Genomic DNA, 17,450 nt, shown 5'->3' on the forward strand with positions numbered 1-17,450 from the left:
GGCAATAACGAGGATAAGAAATGGCGACTACCACCCTTGGGGTCAAACTCGACGACCCGACCCGTGAGCGACTCAAAGCAGCTGCACAGTCCATTGACCGCACACCTCACTGGTTGATCAAGCAAGCGATCTTCAATTACCTGGAGAAGCTCGAGGGTGGCGCAACCCTGACCGAACTCAACGGTCATGCCAGCAACCCGGCCGACGATGCCGGTGAAATCCAGGCCGACCACAGCCACCAGTGCTTCCTCGAATTTGCCGAGAGCATCTTGCCGCAGTCGGTACTGCGCTCGGCAATCACCGCTGCCTACCGCCGCCCCGAGCAGGAAGTGGTGCCAATGCTGCTGGAGCAGGCGCGCCTGAGCGCGCCGCTGGCCGAAGCCACCAACAAGCTGGCCGCAAGCATTGCCGAAAAACTGCGCAATCAGAAAAGCGCCGGCGGCCGTGCCGGTGTCGTCCAGGGCCTGCTGCAGGAGTTCTCGCTGTCGTCTCAGGAAGGCGTGGCGCTGATGTGCCTGGCCGAAGCCCTGCTGCGTATCCCCGACAAAGGCACCCGCGATGCGCTGATCCGCGACAAGATCAGTACCGGCAACTGGCAGCCACACCTGGGCAACAGCCCGTCGCTGTTCGTCAACGCCGCCACCTGGGGGCTGCTGCTGACCGGCAAGCTGGTCAGCACCCACAACGAAACCGGCCTCACCTCCTCGCTCACTCGCATTATCGGCAAGAGCGGCGAGCCGATGATCCGCAAGGGCGTCGACATGGCCATGCGCCTGATGGGTGAGCAGTTCGTCACCGGCGAGACCATTGCCGAAGCACTGGCCAACGCCAGCCGCTTCGAGTCCAAAGGCTTCCGCTACTCCTACGACATGCTCGGCGAAGCAGCACTGACCGAGCACGACGCGCAGAAATACCTGGCGTCCTACGAGCAGGCCATCCACTCGATCGGCAAGGCCTCGCATGGCCGCGGCATCTACGAAGGCCCAGGCATCTCGATCAAGCTGTCGGCCCTGCACCCGCGCTACAGCCGTGCCCAGTACGAGCGCGTGATGGAAGAGCTGTACCCGCGACTGCTGTCGCTGACGCTGCTGGCCAAGCAGTACGACATCGGCCTGAACATCGACGCCGAAGAAGCCGACCGCCTGGAGCTTTCGCTCGATCTGCTCGAGCGCCTGTGCTTCGAGCCATCCCTGGCTGGCTGGAACGGCATCGGTTTCGTTATCCAGGCCTACCAGAAGCGCTGCCCGTACGTGATCGACTACGTCATCGATCTGGCCAAGCGCAGCCGCCACCGCCTGATGATCCGCCTGGTAAAAGGCGCCTACTGGGACAGCGAGATCAAGCGTGCTCAGGTCGAAGGCCTGGAAGGCTACCCGGTCTATACCCGCAAGGTGTACACCGACGTGTCCTACGTGGCCTGCGCCCGCAAGCTGCTGGCCGTGCCAGAAGCCATCTACCCGCAGTTCGCCACCCACAACGCCCACACCCTGTCGGCCATCTACCACATTGCCGGGCAGAACTATTACCCGGGCCAGTACGAGTTCCAGTGCCTGCACGGCATGGGCGAACCGCTGTACGAGCAAGTGGTTGGCAAGATTGCCGATGGCAAGCTGAACCGCCCGTGCCGCGTGTACGCGCCGGTCGGCACCCATGAAACGCTGCTGGCCTACCTGGTGCGCCGCCTGCTGGAAAACGGCGCCAACACCTCGTTCGTCAACCGCATCGCCGACCACTCGATTTCCATCCAGGAACTGGTCGCCGACCCGGTGGCCAGCATCGAGCGCATGGGTACCCAGGAAGGCAGTATCGGTCTGCCGCACCCGCGTATCCCGCTGCCGCGCGATCTGTATGGCACTGAACGGGCCAACTCGGCCGGCATCGACATGGCCAACGAACACCGTCTGGCATCGCTGTCCTGCGCCATGCTGGCCACCGCCCACAACGACTGGAAGGCTGCCCCACTGCTGGCCTGCGCCGCCAGCGAGAGCGCTGCCGCACCGGTACTGAACCCGGCGGACCACCGCGACGTGGTCGGCCACGTGCAAGAAGCCACCGTTGCCGACGTGGACAACGCCATCCAGTGCGCACTGAACGCCGCGCCGATCTGGCAGGCCACCCCGCCAGCCGAGCGTGCTGCCATTCTGGAACGCACCGCCGACCTGATGGAGGCCGAAATCCAGCCGCTGATGGGCCTGCTCATCCGCGAGGCCGGCAAGACCTTCGCCAACGCCATCGCCGAAGTGCGTGAAGCCGTGGACTTCCTGCGCTACTACGCGGTGCAGGCACGCAACGACTTCAGCAACGACGCCCACCGCCCGCTGGGCCCGGTGGTGTGCATCAGCCCCTGGAACTTCCCGCTGGCGATCTTCACCGGCCAGGTGGCCGCAGCCCTGGCTGCCGGCAACCCGGTACTGGCCAAGCCTGCCGAGCAAACCCCGCTGATCGCCGCCCAGGCCGTGCGCCTGATGTTGGAAGCTGGCATCCCCGAAGGCGTGCTGCAACTGCTGCCAGGCCGCGGTGAAACCGTCGGTGCCGGCCTGGTAGGAGACGAACGCGTCAAAGGCGTGATGTTCACCGGTTCCACCGAAGTGGCCCGCCTGCTGCAGCGCAACGTCGCTGGCCGCCTGGACAACCAGGGCCGCCCGATCCCGCTGATCGCCGAAACCGGCGGCCAGAACGCGATGATCGTCGACTCCTCGGCACTGACCGAACAGGTCGTGATCGACGTGGTGTCCTCGGCCTTCGACAGTGCCGGCCAGCGTTGCTCGGCCCTGCGTGTGCTGTGCTTGCAGGAAGACTCCGCCGACCGCGTAATCGAAATGCTCAAGGGCGCCATGGCTGAAAGCCGCCTGGGCTGCCCGGACCGCCTGGCCGTGGACATCGGCCCGGTGATCGACGCCGAAGCCAAGGCCGGCATCGAGAAGCACATTCAGGGCATGCGCGAGAAAGGCCGCTCGGTCTACCAAGTGGCCATTGCCGATGCTGCCGAGATCAAGCGTGGCACCTTCGTCATGCCGACCCTGATCGAACTGGAAAGCTTCGACGAACTGAAGCGTGAAATCTTCGGTCCCGTACTGCACGTGGTGCGCTACAACCGCCGCAACCTGGACCAATTGATCGAGCAGATCAACAACTCCGGCTACGGCCTGACCCTGGGCGTGCACACCCGCATCGACGAGACCATTGCCAAAGTGGTGGAAACCGCCAATGCCGGCAACATGTACGTCAACCGCAACATTGTGGGTGCCGTGGTGGGCGTGCAGCCGTTCGGTGGTGAAGGCCTGTCTGGCACCGGCCCGAAAGCCGGCGGCCCGCTGTACCTGTACCGCCTGCTGTCGACCCGTCCGGCCGACGCCATTGGCCGCCACTTCCAGCAGCAGGACGGCGAAGGCAAGCCGGACCGCACCCTGCACGAACAGCTGGTCAAGCCACTGCACGGCCTGAAGGCTTGGGCCGAGAGCAACCAGCTGGCCGACCTGGTCGCGCTGTGCAGCCAGTTCGCCAGCCAGTCGCAGAGCGGCATCGCCCGCCTGCTGCCTGGCCCGACCGGCGAGCGCAACAGCTACACCATCTTGCCGCGTGAGCACGTACTGTGCCTGGCCGACAACGAAACCGACCTGCTGGCGCAGCTGGCCGCAGTACTGGCCGTTGGCAGCTCGGCGGTATGGGTTGACGGTGAACCGGGCAAAGCCCTGCGCGCCCGCCTGCCGCGTGAGCTGCAGGCCAAGGTGAAGCTGGTCGCGGACTGGAACAAGGATGAAGTGGCGTTCGACGCCGTGATCCACCATGGCGACTCGGACCAGTTGCGCGGCGTATGCCAGCAGGTGGCCAAACGTGCCGGGGCGATCGTTGGGGTGCACGGGCTGTCCAGCGGTGATCACCAGATTGCGCTGGAGCGTTTGGTGATTGAGCGGGCGGTGAGCGTGAACACTGCGGCGGCGGGTGGTAACGCCAGCCTGATGACCATTGGCTGAAGCTGAGGGTTGCTGAAAAGGGGAGCTTAGGCTCTCCTTTTTTATGGGCGTTTGTCTTGAGATTGGGTTTGGGGGGCTGGGGCTCGCCACAACATTTTCTGCGCCTGCAAGACCGAGCGCCGCCCGCGCGGCGCATCGCGAGCTGCGCTCGCTCCTACGTTTGTTTCCGGCCAGTTATTTCTGGGGGATTTGCGCGCGGGCGCTTTGGGGCATGTCGCGATATTGCGCCGAACAAACAAAACGGTCGCGCGCGCCTGTCACGGGCGTTACTGGCCCGAAACAAACGTAGGAGCGAGCGCAGCTCGCGATGCGCCGCGCGGGCGGCGCTCGATTTCAGCAACGGCATAAAACCCACGGCAAACATGCCTGGCCATTCCGCAACCTCATGCCATGCGGCGTGGCGTGCCATGCGGTGTGGCTTTGAGGGTATGGCGGTAAAGGTGCGTCGTCTGGGAGACCGAGCGCCGCCCGCGCGGCGCATCGCGAGCTGTGCTCGCTCCTACGTTTGTTTCGGGCCAGTTATTTCTGGGGGATTTGCGCGCGGGCGCTTTGGGGCTTGTCGCGATATTGCGCCGAACAAACAAAACGGTCGCGCGCGCCTGTCACGGGCGTTACTGGCCCGAAACAAACGTAGAAGCGAGCACAGCTCGCGATGCGCCGCGCGGGCGGCGCTCGGTCTCCCAGACGACGCACCTCTAACGCCATACCCTTAAAGCCATGGCGCTCGCCCTTTCTAAAACAATATCACTCACACCTATTAACCTGTCCCCTCCCGCACCAGGCCCCTACACTCGCAGCATCCCGCCTCAGGACCGCCACCATGCCCGAGACCTTGCTCAGCCCCCGCAACCTCGCCTTCGAGCTCTACGAAGTCCTCGACGCCGAAGCCCTGACCCAGCGCCCGCGCTTCGCCGAGCACAGCCGTGAAACCTTCGATGCGGCACTGACCACCGCGCGCACCATCGCCGAAAAGTATTTCGCCCCGCACAACCGCAAGGCCGACGAAAACGAACCACGCTATGTGGATGGCCGCGCCGAACTGATTCCCGAAGTAAAACCCGCCGTCGACGCCTTCCTCGAAGCCGGCTTCCTCAACGCCAACCGGGACTTCGAGGTTGGTGGCATGCAGCTGCCCAGCCTGGTCTCGCAAGCCTGCTTCGCCCACTTCCAGGCCGCCAACGCGGGCACCACAGCCTACCCATTCCTGACCATGGGCGCGGCCAACCTGATCGAGAGCTTCGGCTCCGATGAACAGAAGCGCCTGTTCCTGCAACCGATGATCGAGGGCCGCTACTTCGGCACCATGGCGCTGACCGAACCCCACGCCGGCTCTTCGCTGGCCGACATCCGCACCCGTGCTGAACCAGCAGACGACGGCAGCTACCGACTCAAAGGCAACAAGATCTTCATTTCCGGCGGCGACCACGAACTGTCGGAAAACATCGTGCACATGGTGCTGGCCAAGCTTCCGGACGCCCCGCCCGGGGTTAAGGGCATCTCGCTGTTCATCGTGCCCAAGTACCACGTAAACCCGGACGGCAGCCGTGGCCCGCGCAACGATGTGCTGCTGGCCGGGCTGTTCCACAAAATGGGCTGGCGCGGCACCACCTCCACAGCCCTGAACTTCGGCGACAATGGCCAGTGCGTCGGGTACCTGGTCGGCCAGCCGCACCAAGGCCTGGCCTGCATGTTCCAGATGATGAACGAAGCACGTATCGGCGTTGGCATGGGGGCGGTCATGCTCGGTTACGCCGGCTACCTGTATTCGCTGGAGTACGCCCGCCAGCGACCGCAAGGCCGGCTGCCGGACAGCAAAGACCCGCTCAGCCCGGCAGTACCGATCATTGCGCACACCGATGTGAAACGAATGCTGCTGGCACAAAAGGCTTATGTAGAAGGCGCCTTCGACCTGGGCCTGTACGCAGCGCGCCTGTTCGACGATACCCAGACCGCCGACGACGAAACGTCGCGCAACCAAGCGCAGGCGCTGCTCGACCTGCTGACCCCGATCGTCAAATCCTGGCCTTCGACGTTCTGCCTCAAGGCCAATGAACTGGCGATCCAGGTTCTCGGCGGCCACGGCTACACCCGCGAATACCCGGTTGAGCAGTACTACCGCGACAACCGCCTGAATCCGATCCATGAAGGTACCGAAGGTATTCAGTCGCTCGATTTGCTCGGCCGCAAGCTGGCGCAGAACAATGGTGCCGGCCTCAAGCAACTGATCCGCCTGATCGCCGCCACCGGCGAGCGCGCCAGCCATCACCCCAACCTGGACCTGCTGCGCCAGCCGCTGGAGCAGTTGGTCAACCGCCTGCAAGGCGTAACCCTGGCCCTGCTTGGCGATCTGGCCCAAGGCAAAGTCGCTGGTGCCTTGGCCAACTCTGCCTTGTACCTCAAGGCCTTCGGCCACTGCGTGATCGGCTGGCGCTGGCTTGAGCAGGCGGTTCACGCCGAGCTTGGCCTGCTCAAGGCAAGCGCTGCTGATCGCGACTTCTACCTCGGCAAGCTGCAAGCCGCACGTTATTTCCTGACCTGGGAAGTACCGGGCTGCCATAATGAGCTGGCATTGCTCGAGGCACACGACGATACCTGCCTCGCCATGCAAGACGGGTGGTTCTAGGGGGAGCCACCGTGTACACGGAGGCATCCGCATGTTCGATTCCAGCGCCCTGCTGCGCCAGCGCTTTGCCGCGCTGCGCAGTACGGCCGAGTTGTTTTCCCTGCGCCATGTAAAACAGTCGCACCAGGCGCTTTCAGTTCGCCGCAACGTCGCCGAACCACCCTTCTTCAGCCTGGATGAGGGCGCCATGCTCACCGTGCGGATCAATGGCGTGGAGGCCTACGCTGCCACCGCCGACCTGTCCCAGACAGGCCTGCAGCGCGCCCTTGAGCAAGCCGAGGCGCTGGCGCGGCAGATCGCCCGGCACAGCCTGCTGGACCTGCGCGAACAAGCGGTGACCAGCGCACGCCACGACCATGTTTCGCCCAACTTCGACCAACCCGTACCCAGCCTCGCCGACTGCCTTGGCCTGCTCGCCGATGAATCGGCCAGCGTGCCCAGGGACAGCCGTTTGGTGGATTGGCAGGCCAGCCTGGGGCTGAGCCTGGTCGAGCAAACCTACCTCAACTCGGCCGGCGCCGAACTGCGCCAAGCCCAGCGCTTCCTGTTTCCGGGCCTGGGGGTGACCGCCAGCGACGGCCAGGACAGCCAAAGCCGCAGCCTGGGCCGCGACAACTTCGGCCAACAGGGTGGTTTCGAGATCATCGAGCGCTGCGGACTGGTCGGCGCGGCCAGTCGGGTGGCCGACGAAGCACTGCAACTGCTGCTGGCACCGAACACCCCCAATGGCCCGCGTGACCTGCTGTTGATGCCGGACCAGATGATGCTGCAGATTCACGAATCCATCGGCCACCCGCTGGAGATGGACCGCATTCTCGGCGACGAGCGCAACTACGCCGGCACCAGCTTCGTCAAAGCCAGCGACTTCGGCCACCTGCAGTACGGCTCCAGCCTGCTGAACGTGACCTTCGACCCGACCATTGGCGAAGAGCTGGCCAGTTACAGTCATGACGACGACGGTACTCCGGCAAGCAAAGCGTTCCTGATACGCGCCGGCATGCTGCTGCGCCCGCTGGGTGGCGCGCTGTCGCAGTTCCGCTCCGGCCTGGACGGCGTGGCCAACAGCCGTGCCTGCGGCTGGAACCGCGCGCCGATCGACCGCATGGCCAACCTCAACATCGAGCCTGGTGAGCAAAGCCTGCCGCAACTGATCCAGGGCATCGAGCACGGCATCCTGATGCGTACCAACCGTTCCTGGTCCATCGACGATGCGCGCAACAAGTTCCAGTTCGGCTGCGAATGGGGCCAGTTGATTGAAAATGGCGAGCTCAAGGGTATCGTCAAGAACCCCAACTACCGCGGCATCTCCGCGCAGTTCTGGCGAAACCTGTCAGCGGTTGGCGACCACAGTACCTTCCAGGTGCTGGGCACGCCCAACTGTGGCAAGGGCGAACCCAATCAGGTGGTGCGGGTCGGCCACGCCTCGCCGGCCTGTGTGTTCCGCCAGATCGATGTATTCGGAGGAGACGCCTGATGAAGTACGCTTTCGAAAACCTGGTCGGGGATGTGCACGCCGCCCTTCAGGCAGGCGAGCAGTTCACCCTCGGTTACAGTGCCGAGCAATCGCAGTTCGTGCGTTTCAACCATGCCAAGGTGCGCCAGGCCGGCGAAGTCAGCCAGGCCAGCGCGCAGCTGCGGCTGGTGCGCGATGGGCGCCAGGCGGAACAGCAGGTAACCTTGAGTGGCGACGCACAACTGGATCGCCAGCGCCTGAATGTTGCGCTCGAGCAGTTGCGTCAGACCTTGCCGCTGCTGGCCCTCGACCCTTATCTGCGCCTGGACGAAAATGCCTGGCACAGCCATAGCCTGCAGGAACACCCCCTGCCCGCACTGAGCGAAGTACTGGATCTGCTCGAGCGTGAAGCAGGCGACCTGGACCTGGTCGGCATCCATGCCGCCGGCCCGGTCTGCCGGGGTTTCGCCAGCTCGTTCGGCGCCTTCGGCTGGCACCAGGCCAACAGTTTCAACGTCGACTGGAGCCTGTTCCACGCTAATGGCCAGGCGGTGAAGGCCAACTATGCCGGCCAGGCCTGGAGTGCCGACGACTTCACCGCGCGCCTGCGCCAAGCACGAGAGCAGTTGGGTTTCCTCGGTCGCCCGGCAGTTACCCTCAAGCCCGGCACCTACCGCGCCTACCTTGCACCTGCGGCCATGGACGAAGTCGCCGGCATGCTGTGCTGGGGCGGTTTTTCCGCGCAAGCCCTGGCCACTGGCAACAGCGCTCTGCAGCGCCTGTACAACGGCGATGCACGGCTTAGCCCGCTGGTGAGTTTTACCGAGCAGGTAAGTGGCTCACTTAGCCCGGCATTTTCCGATGAAGGTGCGCCGCGTCTGGATGTGCCGCTGATCCAGCAAGGCGAAGCCCGGCAGCGGTTGATCAGTGCGCGCAGTGCGGCCGAGTTCGAACTGCAGGCCAATGGCGCCGACGGCTATGAGTCGCCCTGTGCGCTCAGCCTGGCGCCGGGCAATCTGGCCAGTGCGCAGATCCTTGAGCGGCTGGGCACCGGCCTGTACATCAGCAACCTGTGGTACCTGAACTACTCGGACCTGCCAGCGGCGCGCATGACCGGGCTGACCCGCTTCGCCACCTTCTGGGTAGAAGACGGGCAGATCCAGGGGCCGGTGAGTACCATGCGCTTCGATGACAGCCTGTACAGCTTGCTGGGCAGCCAGCTTGAGGACCTGACCCAGGAGCGCGAGATGATCCTGTCCACAAGTACTTATGGGCAGCGCAGTACTGGGTCGAGTCATTTGCCCGGGGCGCTGGTCAAAGGCCTGACCCTGACATTGTAATAGGCATTGATGGCCCTATCGCGGGCAAGCCCGCTCCTACAGGGGGCGCCAAACCCTTGCAGAAGCGGGTACCCGCGAAGAGGCTGGCACTGACAAACGAGGAAGTCATGCCCGAACGCACCCCGCTGGACCCCGTCACCGCCCGCTGGATCCCTTGGGTGGTGGCCATCGCTTTTTTCATGCAGTCCCTGGACGGCACCATCCTCAACACTGCGCTGCCAGCCATGGCCCGCTCGTTGGCCGAAGACCCATTGCGCATGCAGGGTGTGATCATTGCCTACATGCTCACCGTGGCCCTGCTGATCCCTGCCTCCGGCTGGATCGCCGACCGTTTCGGCACCAAGCGCATCTTCTTCAGTGCCATCTTGCTGTTCAGCTTTGGTTCGCTGCTGTGCGCCGTAGCCAACAGCCTTGGTTTCCTGATCTTCGCCCGCGTAGTGCAGGGCCTGGGCGGTGCACTGATGCTGCCGGTCGGGCGGCTGGTGGTGCTGCGCGCCTACCCCCGCAGCGAGCTGGTGCGGATCATGAGCTTCATCACCATCCCCGGCCTGCTCGGGCCATTGCTGGGTCCAACGGTCGGTGGCTGGCTGGTGGAAATCCTCAGCTGGCACTGGATCTTCCTGCTCAACCTGCCAGTCGGCCTGCTTGGCTGCATTGCCGTGTGGAAGTTCATCCCGGACTTGCGCGGCGCCGAGCGCACCACCTTCGACGGCCCTGGTTTCCTGCTGTTTGGCGCAGCGATGGTACTGATCACCATTGCAATGGAAGGCCTGGGCGAGCTGCACCTGCCGCACTTGCGGGTAATGTTGCTGCTGTTCGCCGGCATGGCCTGCCTGGCCGCGTACTGGCTGCGAGCCGGGCGCGACCCGGAGCCGCTGTTCTCGCCCAGCCTGTTCCGCGTGCGCACCTTCGCCATCGGCATCCTCGGCAACCTGTTCGCCCGCCTGGGCAGCGGCGCTCTGCCCTTCCTGGTGCCGTTGCTGCTGCAGGTCGCGCTGGGCTACTCACCCGCCCAGGCAGGCATGAGCATGATCCCGCTGGCGGTGGCGGCCATGCTGGCCAAGTCCATTGCCCGACCGCTGATCGAACGGTTCGGATATCGCATCATTCTGACCGGTAATACCTTGCTGCTGGGCATCCTGCTGGCAAGCCTCGGCCTGGTGGACGAGCAGACGCCCTATTGGCTGCTGTTGGTGCAACTTGGCCTTCTGGGTGCCGTGAACTCCATGCAGTTCACGGCGATGAACACAGTGACGCTCATCGATCTCGACGACGCCAGCGCCAGCAGCGGTAACAGCCTGCTGTCGGTAGTCGCGCAACTTTCGCTGAGCCTGGGCGTGGCCTGCGCCGGCGCACTGTTGGGCGGTTTTACTGCGGCAGGCAGCGCCGAGGGCGTGGAAACCACCCTGGGCGCGTTCCAGCTGACCTTCGTCACCATCGGTGTAATGGCCATGCTGGCGGCGGCGATTTTCCTGCAACTGGCGCCGACGGACGGAAGGCGTGCCCGTCGTCCGGAACAACACATGGAGTCGTAGGGCGAATGGCCACGAGGCTGGTAGACTGTGCGGCATTTTTCGCTTCGCAACGCAGGCCCGCCTCGTGACCACCGAATCCACCGCCTTTGCTACCTTGCCGCTGTCCACTGCCATGCTGGCCAACCTGGACGCCCTCGGCTATGCCTCGATGACGCCTATCCAGGCCCAGAGCCTGCCTGTCATCCTCAAAGGCCAGGACCTGATCGCCCAGGCCAAGACCGGTAGCGGCAAGACCGCCGCCTTCGGCATCGGCCTGCTCAACCCGATCAACCCGCGCTACTTCGGCTGCCAGGCGTTGGTGCTCTGCCCTACCCGCGAGCTCGCCGACCAGGTGGCCAAGGAACTGCGCCGCCTGGCCCGCGCCGAGGACAACATCAAGATCCTGACCCTATGCGGCGGTGTTTCGCTTGGCCCACAGATCGCGTCGCTGGAGCACGGCGCACACATCATCGTCGGCACCCCAGGGCGCATCCAGCAGCACCTGGACAAAGGCACCCTTGTACTGGACGGGTTGAACACCCTGGTACTGGACGAAGCCGACCGCATGCTCGACATGGGCTTCTTCGACGCCATCGCCAGCATCATCGGCAAGACCCCGTCGCGCCGTCAGACCCTGCTGTTCTCTGCCACCTACCCGGCCGGCATCAAGCAACTGGCCGCCGACTTCATGCGCAACCCGCAGCAGGTCAAGGTCGAGAGCCTGCACGCCGACAACCAGATCGAGCAGCGTTTCATCGAGATTGACCCGCAACAACGTCTGGAAGCAGTCACCCGCGTGCTCGGCCACTACCGCCCGCAGTCGTGCGTAGCGTTCTGCTTCACCAAGCAGCAATGCGAGGACGTGGTTGCCCACCTGACCGCCAAGGGCATCGTCGCCCAGGCCCTGCACGGCGACCTGGAGCAGCGCGACCGTGACCAGGTGCTGACCATGTTCGCCAACCGCAGCAGCTCGGTGCTGGTGGCTACCGACGTGGCCGCCCGCGGTCTGGACATCGATGGCCTGGACATGGTCATCAACGTGGAACTGGCACGTGATGCGGAAATCCACGTGCACCGCGTGGGCCGCACCGGCCGCGCCGGCGAGAAAGGCATTGCGGTCAGCCTGGTGGCACCGGCCGAAGGCCACCGCGCCCAGGCCATCGAAGCGCTGCAGAAGAGCCCGCTGCGCTGGGACCAGCTGGACAGCCTGAAAAACAAGGGCGGCGAGCCCCTGCTGCCAGTGATGACCACGCTGTGCATTGCCGCTGGCCGCAAGGACAAGCTGCGCCCTGGCGACATCCTGGGGGCCTTGACCGGTGATGCCGGCATCCCGGGCAAGCAGGTGGGCAAGATTGCCATCTTCGACTTTCAGGCGTTTGTGGCCGTGGAGCGGGCGCTGGCCAAGCAGGCCATGCAGCGGCTGAACAGCGGCAAGATCAAGGGCCGCGCCCTGAAAGTCCGCATTATCTAAATGCCAGGCAAATCCCCTGTAGAAGCGGTTTTACCCACGAATGCGGCAGTGAATGCACCATCGCATTCGCGGGTGAACCCGCTCCCACAGGGTTCAGCATTTCAACTCTGAAGGTTCATACAGTGCACTCCACCGACGTGATCATCCTTGGCGCCGGCGCCGCCGGCCTGATGTGCGCCCAGCTCAGTGCCCGTCGCGGCCGCCGGGTGCTGCTGCTCGACCACGCCAACAAGCCAGGCAAGAAGATCCTCATGTCCGGCGGCGGGCGCTGCAACTTCACCAACATGTACACCGAGCCGGCCAACTTCCTTTCGCACAACGCACACTTCTGCAAGTCGGCGCTGGCTCGCTACACCCAATGGGACTTCATCGAGCTGGTCTGCAAGCACGGCGTGGCCTACCACGAGAAGAAACTCGGGCAACTGTTCTGCGACAACAAGGCCAGTGACATCCTCGACATGCTGCTGGCCGAGTGTGACGAGGCCGGTGCCGAGATCCGCATGCACACCAGCATCGAACAGATCGAGAAGACCGAAAGCGGCTATCTGTTGCAGACCAGCAGCGGCCAGTTCGCCTGCCAGTCGCTGGTCATCGCCACCGGCGGCCTGTCGATCCCGACCCTGGGCGCCACCGGTTTCGGCTACCAGGTGGCCCGCCAGTTCGGCCACACCCTGCTGCCAACCCGCGCCGGGCTGGTGCCATTCACCATCACCGAGCCCCAACTCAAGGCGATGTGCACCGAATTGTCCGGCACCTCGCTGGACTGCACCGCCAGTTGCAATGGCACCAGTTTCCGCGAAAACCTGCTGTTCACGCACCGCGGCCTGAGCGGTCCGGCGATCTTGCAGATCTCGTCATTCTGGGAAGCCGGTGACACGGTCGAGATCAACCTGTTGCCCGACCGCGATGCGCTGACCTGGCTGCAACAGATGCAGGCCGAGCGCGCCAACGCCGAACTGAAGACCGTGCTGGGCGAGGTCTTCACTCGCAAGCTGGCTAACTTGCTGGCCGAGCAGTGGTTCGAGTCGAAACCGATGAAGCAGTACACCCCGGCGGAACTGGCGCAAATCGCCGAAAAGCTGGCGAACTGGCAAGTTGTGCCGGCCGGCACCGAAGGCTACCGCACCGCCGAAGTGACCCTGGGCGGCGTGGATACCCGCGAGGTGTCGTCCAAGACCATGGAATCGCTGAAAAGCCCCGGTTTGTACTTCATCGGTGAAGTGCTGGATGTCACCGGCCACCTGGGCGGTTTCAACTTCCAGTGGGCCTGGGCATCAGCGAACGCCGCAGCGCAGTTCGTGTAGGGTAGAATCCTTTCAGCAGCACGGAACGCTTCTTGCTGGCCCGTGTTTGGAGCCGTTATTGGGGCCGCTTCGCGTCCCTTCGCGGGCACGCCCGCTCCCACACGTTCTACAAAGAACCCTGTGGGAGCGGGCGTGCCCGCGAAGGGACGCGAAGCGGCCCCAATAACCGGCCCTGAAAGGTATTCTTCTGATCACCGCCTGGCAGGCCATCATGTCATCGAGCTCGTTCCGTCAGTCACTGCGTCGCCTGTGGGGCCAAGACAAGTTCAGCTACAGCATCCGGGTCACCATTGCCCTCACCGGCAGTCTGGCCCTGTGCTGGTACCAGAACGAGATGGCCCTGCTGATTCCACTGTTCCTCGGCATCATCGCCAGCGCCCTGGCCGAAACCGACGACAGCTGGCAGGGCCGCCTCAGCGCCCTGGCCGTTACCCTGGTGTGTTTCGCCATCGCTGCACTGGCGGTCGAGTTGCTGTTCCCTTACCCCTGGATCTTCGTCATTGCCCTGGCCCTGGCCGCCTTTGGCCTGACCATGCTCGGAGCGCTGGGCGAGCGCTACGGCGCCATCGCTTCGGCCACCTTGATCACTGCGGTCTACACCATGATCGGCGTGGACCAGCGCGGCGGCCAGGTCACCGACTTCTGGCACGAACCGCTGCTGCTGGTGGCAGGTGCGGCCTGGTACGGGCTGTTGTCGGTGCTGTGGCAGGCGCTGTTTTCCAACCAGCCGGTACAACAGAGCCTGGCCAAACTGTTCTTCGAGCTGGGCAGCTACCTCAAGCTCAAGGCCAGCCTGTTCGAACCGGTCCGCATGCTCGACGTCGAGGCCCGGCGCCTGGAACTGGCCCAGCAGAACGGCAAGGTGGTGGCAGCGCTGAACGCCGCCAAGGAAATCATCCTGCACCGGGTGGGCAACAGCCAACCAAACTCGAAGGTAAGCCGCTACCTCAAGCTGTACTTCCTGGCCCAGGACATCCACGAGCGTGTCAGTGCCTCGCACTACCCCTACAACGCTCTGACCGAGGCGTTTTTCCACAGTGACGTCATGTTCCGCTGCCAGCGCCTGCTGCGTAAGCAGGGCTCATCTTGCCAGGAGCTGGCCCGCTCGATCCGCCTGCGCCAACCGTTCGTGCTGGCCAGCGGTTATCCAGAAGCCCTCGAGGACCTCAACGCTTCGCTCGAACACCTGCGCATTCAAAGCAACCCGGCCTGGCGCGGCCTGCTGCGCTCGCTGCGGGCGCTGGCTGCCAACCTGGCAACGCTGGACCGCCTGCTCAGTGCCGCCAGCAACCCGGACAGCCTGGCCGATGCCAGCGACAGCAGCCTGCTCGACCGCTCGCCACGCTCGCTGAAGGACGTATGGACGCGCCTGCGCACCCAGCTCACACCGACCTCGCTGTTGTTCCGCCATGCCTTGCGCCTGCCGCTGGCGCTGTCGATCGGCTATGGCATGGTGCACCTGATTCACCCGACCCAGGGCTACTGGATCATCCTCACCACGCTGTTCGTGTGCCAGCCCAACTACGGGGCCACCCGGCGCAAGCTGGTGCAGCGAATCTTCGGCACTGCCGTTGGCCTGACAGTGGGCTGGGCCTTGTTCGACCTTTTCCCAAACCCGGTCATCCAGTCATTGTTCGCCGTGGTTGCCGGGGTGGTGTTCTTCGTCAACCGCACGACCCGCTACACCCTGGCCACTGCCGCGATCACCCTGATGGTGCTGTTCTGCTTCAACCAGATCGGCGATGGCTACGGCCTGTTCCTGCCACGCCTGTTCGATACCCTGGTGGGCAGCCTGATTGCCATCCTCGCGGTATTCCTGTTCCTGCCTGACTGGCAGGGCCGACGGCTGAACAAGGCGCTGGCCAATACCCTGGCCTGCGCCAGCGTCTACCTGCGCCAGATCATGCAGCAGTATGCCCACGGCAAGCGCGACGACCTGGCCTACCGCCTGGCCCGGCGCAATGCCCACAACGCTGATGCGGCGCTGTCCACCACCTTGGCCAACATGCTGATGGAGCCGGGGCATTTCCGTAAGGAAGCCGACGTTGGCTTTCGCTTCCTGGTGCTGTCGCACACCCTGCTCAGCTACCTCTCGGGGTTAGGCGCGCACCGCGACACGGCGTTGCCGGCGGAGGTACAGGAGCAGTTGATCGAAGGCGCCGGGCAAAGCCTGGCCAACAGCCTGGACGAGATTGCCAACGGCCTGGCCGCACGGCTGCCGGTGGCGATTCACAGTGATAGCGAAGAGGCGCTGGCCAATGCCCTGGAGCAGATGCCGGAAGATCTGGATGAGCATCAGCGGTTGGTGCAGACGCAGTTGGCGTTGATATGCCGCCAGCTGGGGCCATTGCGGACCCTGGCGGCACACCTGATCAAAGAAGGTGCCCCGGCCTGATAGTTTTATTGCCTGTGCTGGCCGCTGCGCTCAAAAACCATACTGACGCAGCAGCCGGGCATAGCTTCCATCCGCCTTCATCGCCGCAATCGCCTGCTCAAAGCGCTCTACGATCCGCTTATGCTCCGGGTGCTTCAGGCTGACCAGAATATGCAGGGTGTTCTCCCATAGCGGCGGCTCCACCAGCATCACTCCATCACGTACTTCCTGCGGCTCACGTTGCAGGTTATAGCGGGCCACGTACTCGTCTTCCACCGCCAGGCTTACCCGCCCCGCCGCCAACATGCGTACCGCAGAAGAAAAGTTGCGCACCGCCACCTTGTGCAGACGGGGATCCCCGTCGAATTCCGGTGAATAGGCGTAATCGCGCACTACAGCAATGCTGTAGGGATAAAGGTCAGACTGCTGCTTGTAGCTAAACGTCTCGCCCTTACGTTGCAGCAGCCGAATTCGATTACTGAGGTAGGCGTTGGAGAACTGCCCGATATTGGCGCGCGAATCGTTGTACCAGGCATTGATCAGCACGTCGTAGCGCCCTTCACCTACCCCCAGCAACGCACGCGCCCACGGCACCTCTTCATAGCCGCTGGCGTAGCCGGCACGGGCTAGCGCCGTGGTAACGATGGAGGTCGCAAGGCCGCCGCCCGGCATCTTGGCATCGGTGAACGGTGGCCAGTTGTCAGCCACCAGCCGTAGCTTGTCGCGACCCAGGGCGGGTGTTGCCAGCATCGTTGCCAGCAATCCCAGAACACAAAGCAGTGGCCGCATGCTCACGTCCTTTCGCATATGGAGGGCAACACTGGCAGTGAGATTACACAAAGCTGTTACCGAGGGCAGCGGCCAATAGTGTCATTTAGCCTCTATTTTGGCCGAAGCACATGCAGCATGCGATGATCCAGCCCCATCCAAGGAGTTCGTGCCAATGTCAATCGACTGGCTCTGCAAGCACCACACCGCCCTCGGCAAGGAGCAGCTCTATGCCATTTTGCAATTACGCACTGAGGTATTCGTGGTGGAGCAGCGCCACGCCTATCAGGAAGTCGATGGTCAGGACCTGACTGGCGATACCTTGCACCTTATGGCCTGGCAGGAAGACAAGCTGGTGGCCTACCTGCGCCTACTGGATCCGCAGTCACAAGGAGGGGATGTGGTGATCGGACGCTTGGTGACATCACCGCAAGCGCGAGGTTTGAAGCTCGAGGAAAGCTTGCTGCTCAAAGGGCTGGAGGCGGCGGAGCACGGTTGGCCGGGGGTGCCGGTGTATCTGTCGGCTCAGGCGCATTTGCAGGATTTTTATGCCCGCCATGGGTTTGCGGTGGTGAGCGGGGAGTCTCTGGTGGACGGCATCGCGACTATCGGAATGCGAAAGGGTTGAG

Annotated in this window: 10 protein-coding genes; 9 read left to right on the top strand and 1 reads right to left on the bottom strand. The window is 63.9% G+C overall.

The features are described 5' to 3' along the window. Positions 1-20 precede the first annotated feature (20 nt). The 8 genes from putA to yccS all read left to right on the top strand — a co-directional run bounded on the left by putA (position 21) and on the right by yccS (position 16,074). On the top strand, positions 21-3,974 hold the full coding sequence (gene putA, locus QCL51_RS22865) for a trifunctional transcriptional regulator/proline dehydrogenase/L-glutamate gamma-semialdehyde dehydrogenase (protein ID WP_084850252.1): 3,954 nt from the start codon (positions 21-23) through the stop codon (positions 3,972-3,974). Positions 3,975-4,794: 820 nt separating this feature from the next. Beyond that, positions 4,795-6,597, top strand: a complete 1,803-nt coding sequence (locus QCL51_RS22870; protein ID WP_338444313.1) for an acyl-CoA dehydrogenase — start codon at positions 4,795-4,797, stop codon at positions 6,595-6,597. A gap of 31 nt (positions 6,598-6,628) precedes the next feature. Further along, positions 6,629-8,071 carry a TldD/PmbA family protein gene (locus QCL51_RS22875; protein ID WP_338444314.1) on the top strand — a complete coding sequence of 481 codons (1,443 nt, stop codon included), beginning with the start codon at positions 6,629-6,631 and terminating at the stop codon, positions 8,069-8,071. After that, a complete protein-coding gene (locus QCL51_RS22880) occupies positions 8,071-9,390 on the top strand; it encodes a TldD/PmbA family protein (protein WP_103463113.1) in 1,320 nt (439 codons plus the stop codon). Before QCL51_RS22875 ends, QCL51_RS22880 begins: the two co-directional genes overlap by 1 nt. A gap of 107 nt (positions 9,391-9,497) precedes the next feature. Continuing rightward, on the top strand, positions 9,498-10,925 hold the full coding sequence (mdtD, locus tag QCL51_RS22885) for a multidrug transporter subunit MdtD (protein ID WP_021783790.1): 1,428 nt from the start codon (positions 9,498-9,500) through the stop codon (positions 10,923-10,925). 112 nt (positions 10,926-11,037) lie between these two features. Further along, the gene (gene dbpA, locus QCL51_RS22890; protein ID WP_235776642.1) at positions 11,038-12,375 is read left to right on the top strand and encodes an ATP-dependent RNA helicase DbpA; all 1,338 of its coding nucleotides are present in this window, start codon (positions 11,038-11,040) and stop codon (positions 12,373-12,375) included. Positions 12,376-12,497: 122 nt separating this feature from the next. After that, positions 12,498-13,679, top strand: a complete 1,182-nt coding sequence (locus tag QCL51_RS22895) for an NAD(P)/FAD-dependent oxidoreductase (protein WP_274147872.1) — start codon at positions 12,498-12,500, stop codon at positions 13,677-13,679. 211 nt (positions 13,680-13,890) lie between these two features. Further along, positions 13,891-16,074, top strand: coding sequence for a YccS family putative transporter (gene yccS / locus QCL51_RS22900; RefSeq protein WP_338444317.1), 2,184 nt, complete (start codon positions 13,891-13,893; stop codon positions 16,072-16,074). Positions 16,075-16,104: 30 nt separating this feature from the next. On the opposite strand, the gene QCL51_RS22905 is transcribed toward yccS, so the two are convergent. Next, positions 16,105-16,842: a transporter substrate-binding domain-containing protein gene (locus QCL51_RS22905; RefSeq protein WP_338444319.1), complete on the bottom strand. Its 738-nt coding sequence runs from the start codon at positions 16,840-16,842 to the stop codon at positions 16,105-16,107. Positions 16,843-16,996: 154 nt separating this feature from the next. Here QCL51_RS22905 and QCL51_RS22910 point away from each other — a divergent pair, with 154 nt between their 5' ends. Continuing rightward, positions 16,997-17,449, top strand: a complete 453-nt coding sequence (locus QCL51_RS22910; protein WP_338444320.1) for a GNAT family N-acetyltransferase — start codon at positions 16,997-16,999, stop codon at positions 17,447-17,449. Position 17,450 lies beyond the last annotated feature (1 nt).

The sequence above is a fragment of the Pseudomonas sp. LTR0 genome (genome assembly GCF_036630035.1).
Classification (GTDB): Bacteria; Pseudomonadota; Gammaproteobacteria; order Pseudomonadales; family Pseudomonadaceae; genus Aquipseudomonas; species Aquipseudomonas putida_Y.

Coding starts and splice junctions, on each gene's coding strand:
- putA (WP_084850252.1), top strand. CDS start 21: ATGGCGACTACCACCCTTGGGGTCAAACTCGACGACCCGACCCGTGAG.
- QCL51_RS22870 (WP_338444313.1), top strand. CDS start 4,795: ATGCCCGAGACCTTGCTCAGCCCCCGCAACCTCGCCTTCGAGCTCTAC.
- QCL51_RS22875 (WP_338444314.1), top strand. CDS start 6,629: ATGTTCGATTCCAGCGCCCTGCTGCGCCAGCGCTTTGCCGCGCTGCGC.
- QCL51_RS22880 (WP_103463113.1), top strand. CDS start 8,071: ATGAAGTACGCTTTCGAAAACCTGGTCGGGGATGTGCACGCCGCCCTT.
- mdtD (WP_021783790.1), top strand. CDS start 9,498: ATGCCCGAACGCACCCCGCTGGACCCCGTCACCGCCCGCTGGATCCCT.
- dbpA (WP_235776642.1), top strand. CDS start 11,038: ATGCTGGCCAACCTGGACGCCCTCGGCTATGCCTCGATGACGCCTATC.
- yccS (WP_338444317.1), top strand. CDS start 13,891: ATGTCATCGAGCTCGTTCCGTCAGTCACTGCGTCGCCTGTGGGGCCAA.
- QCL51_RS22905 (WP_338444319.1), bottom strand. CDS start 16,842: ATGCGGCCACTGCTTTGTGTTCTGGGATTGCTGGCAACGATGCTGGCA.
- QCL51_RS22910 (WP_338444320.1), top strand. CDS start 16,997: ATGTCAATCGACTGGCTCTGCAAGCACCACACCGCCCTCGGCAAGGAG.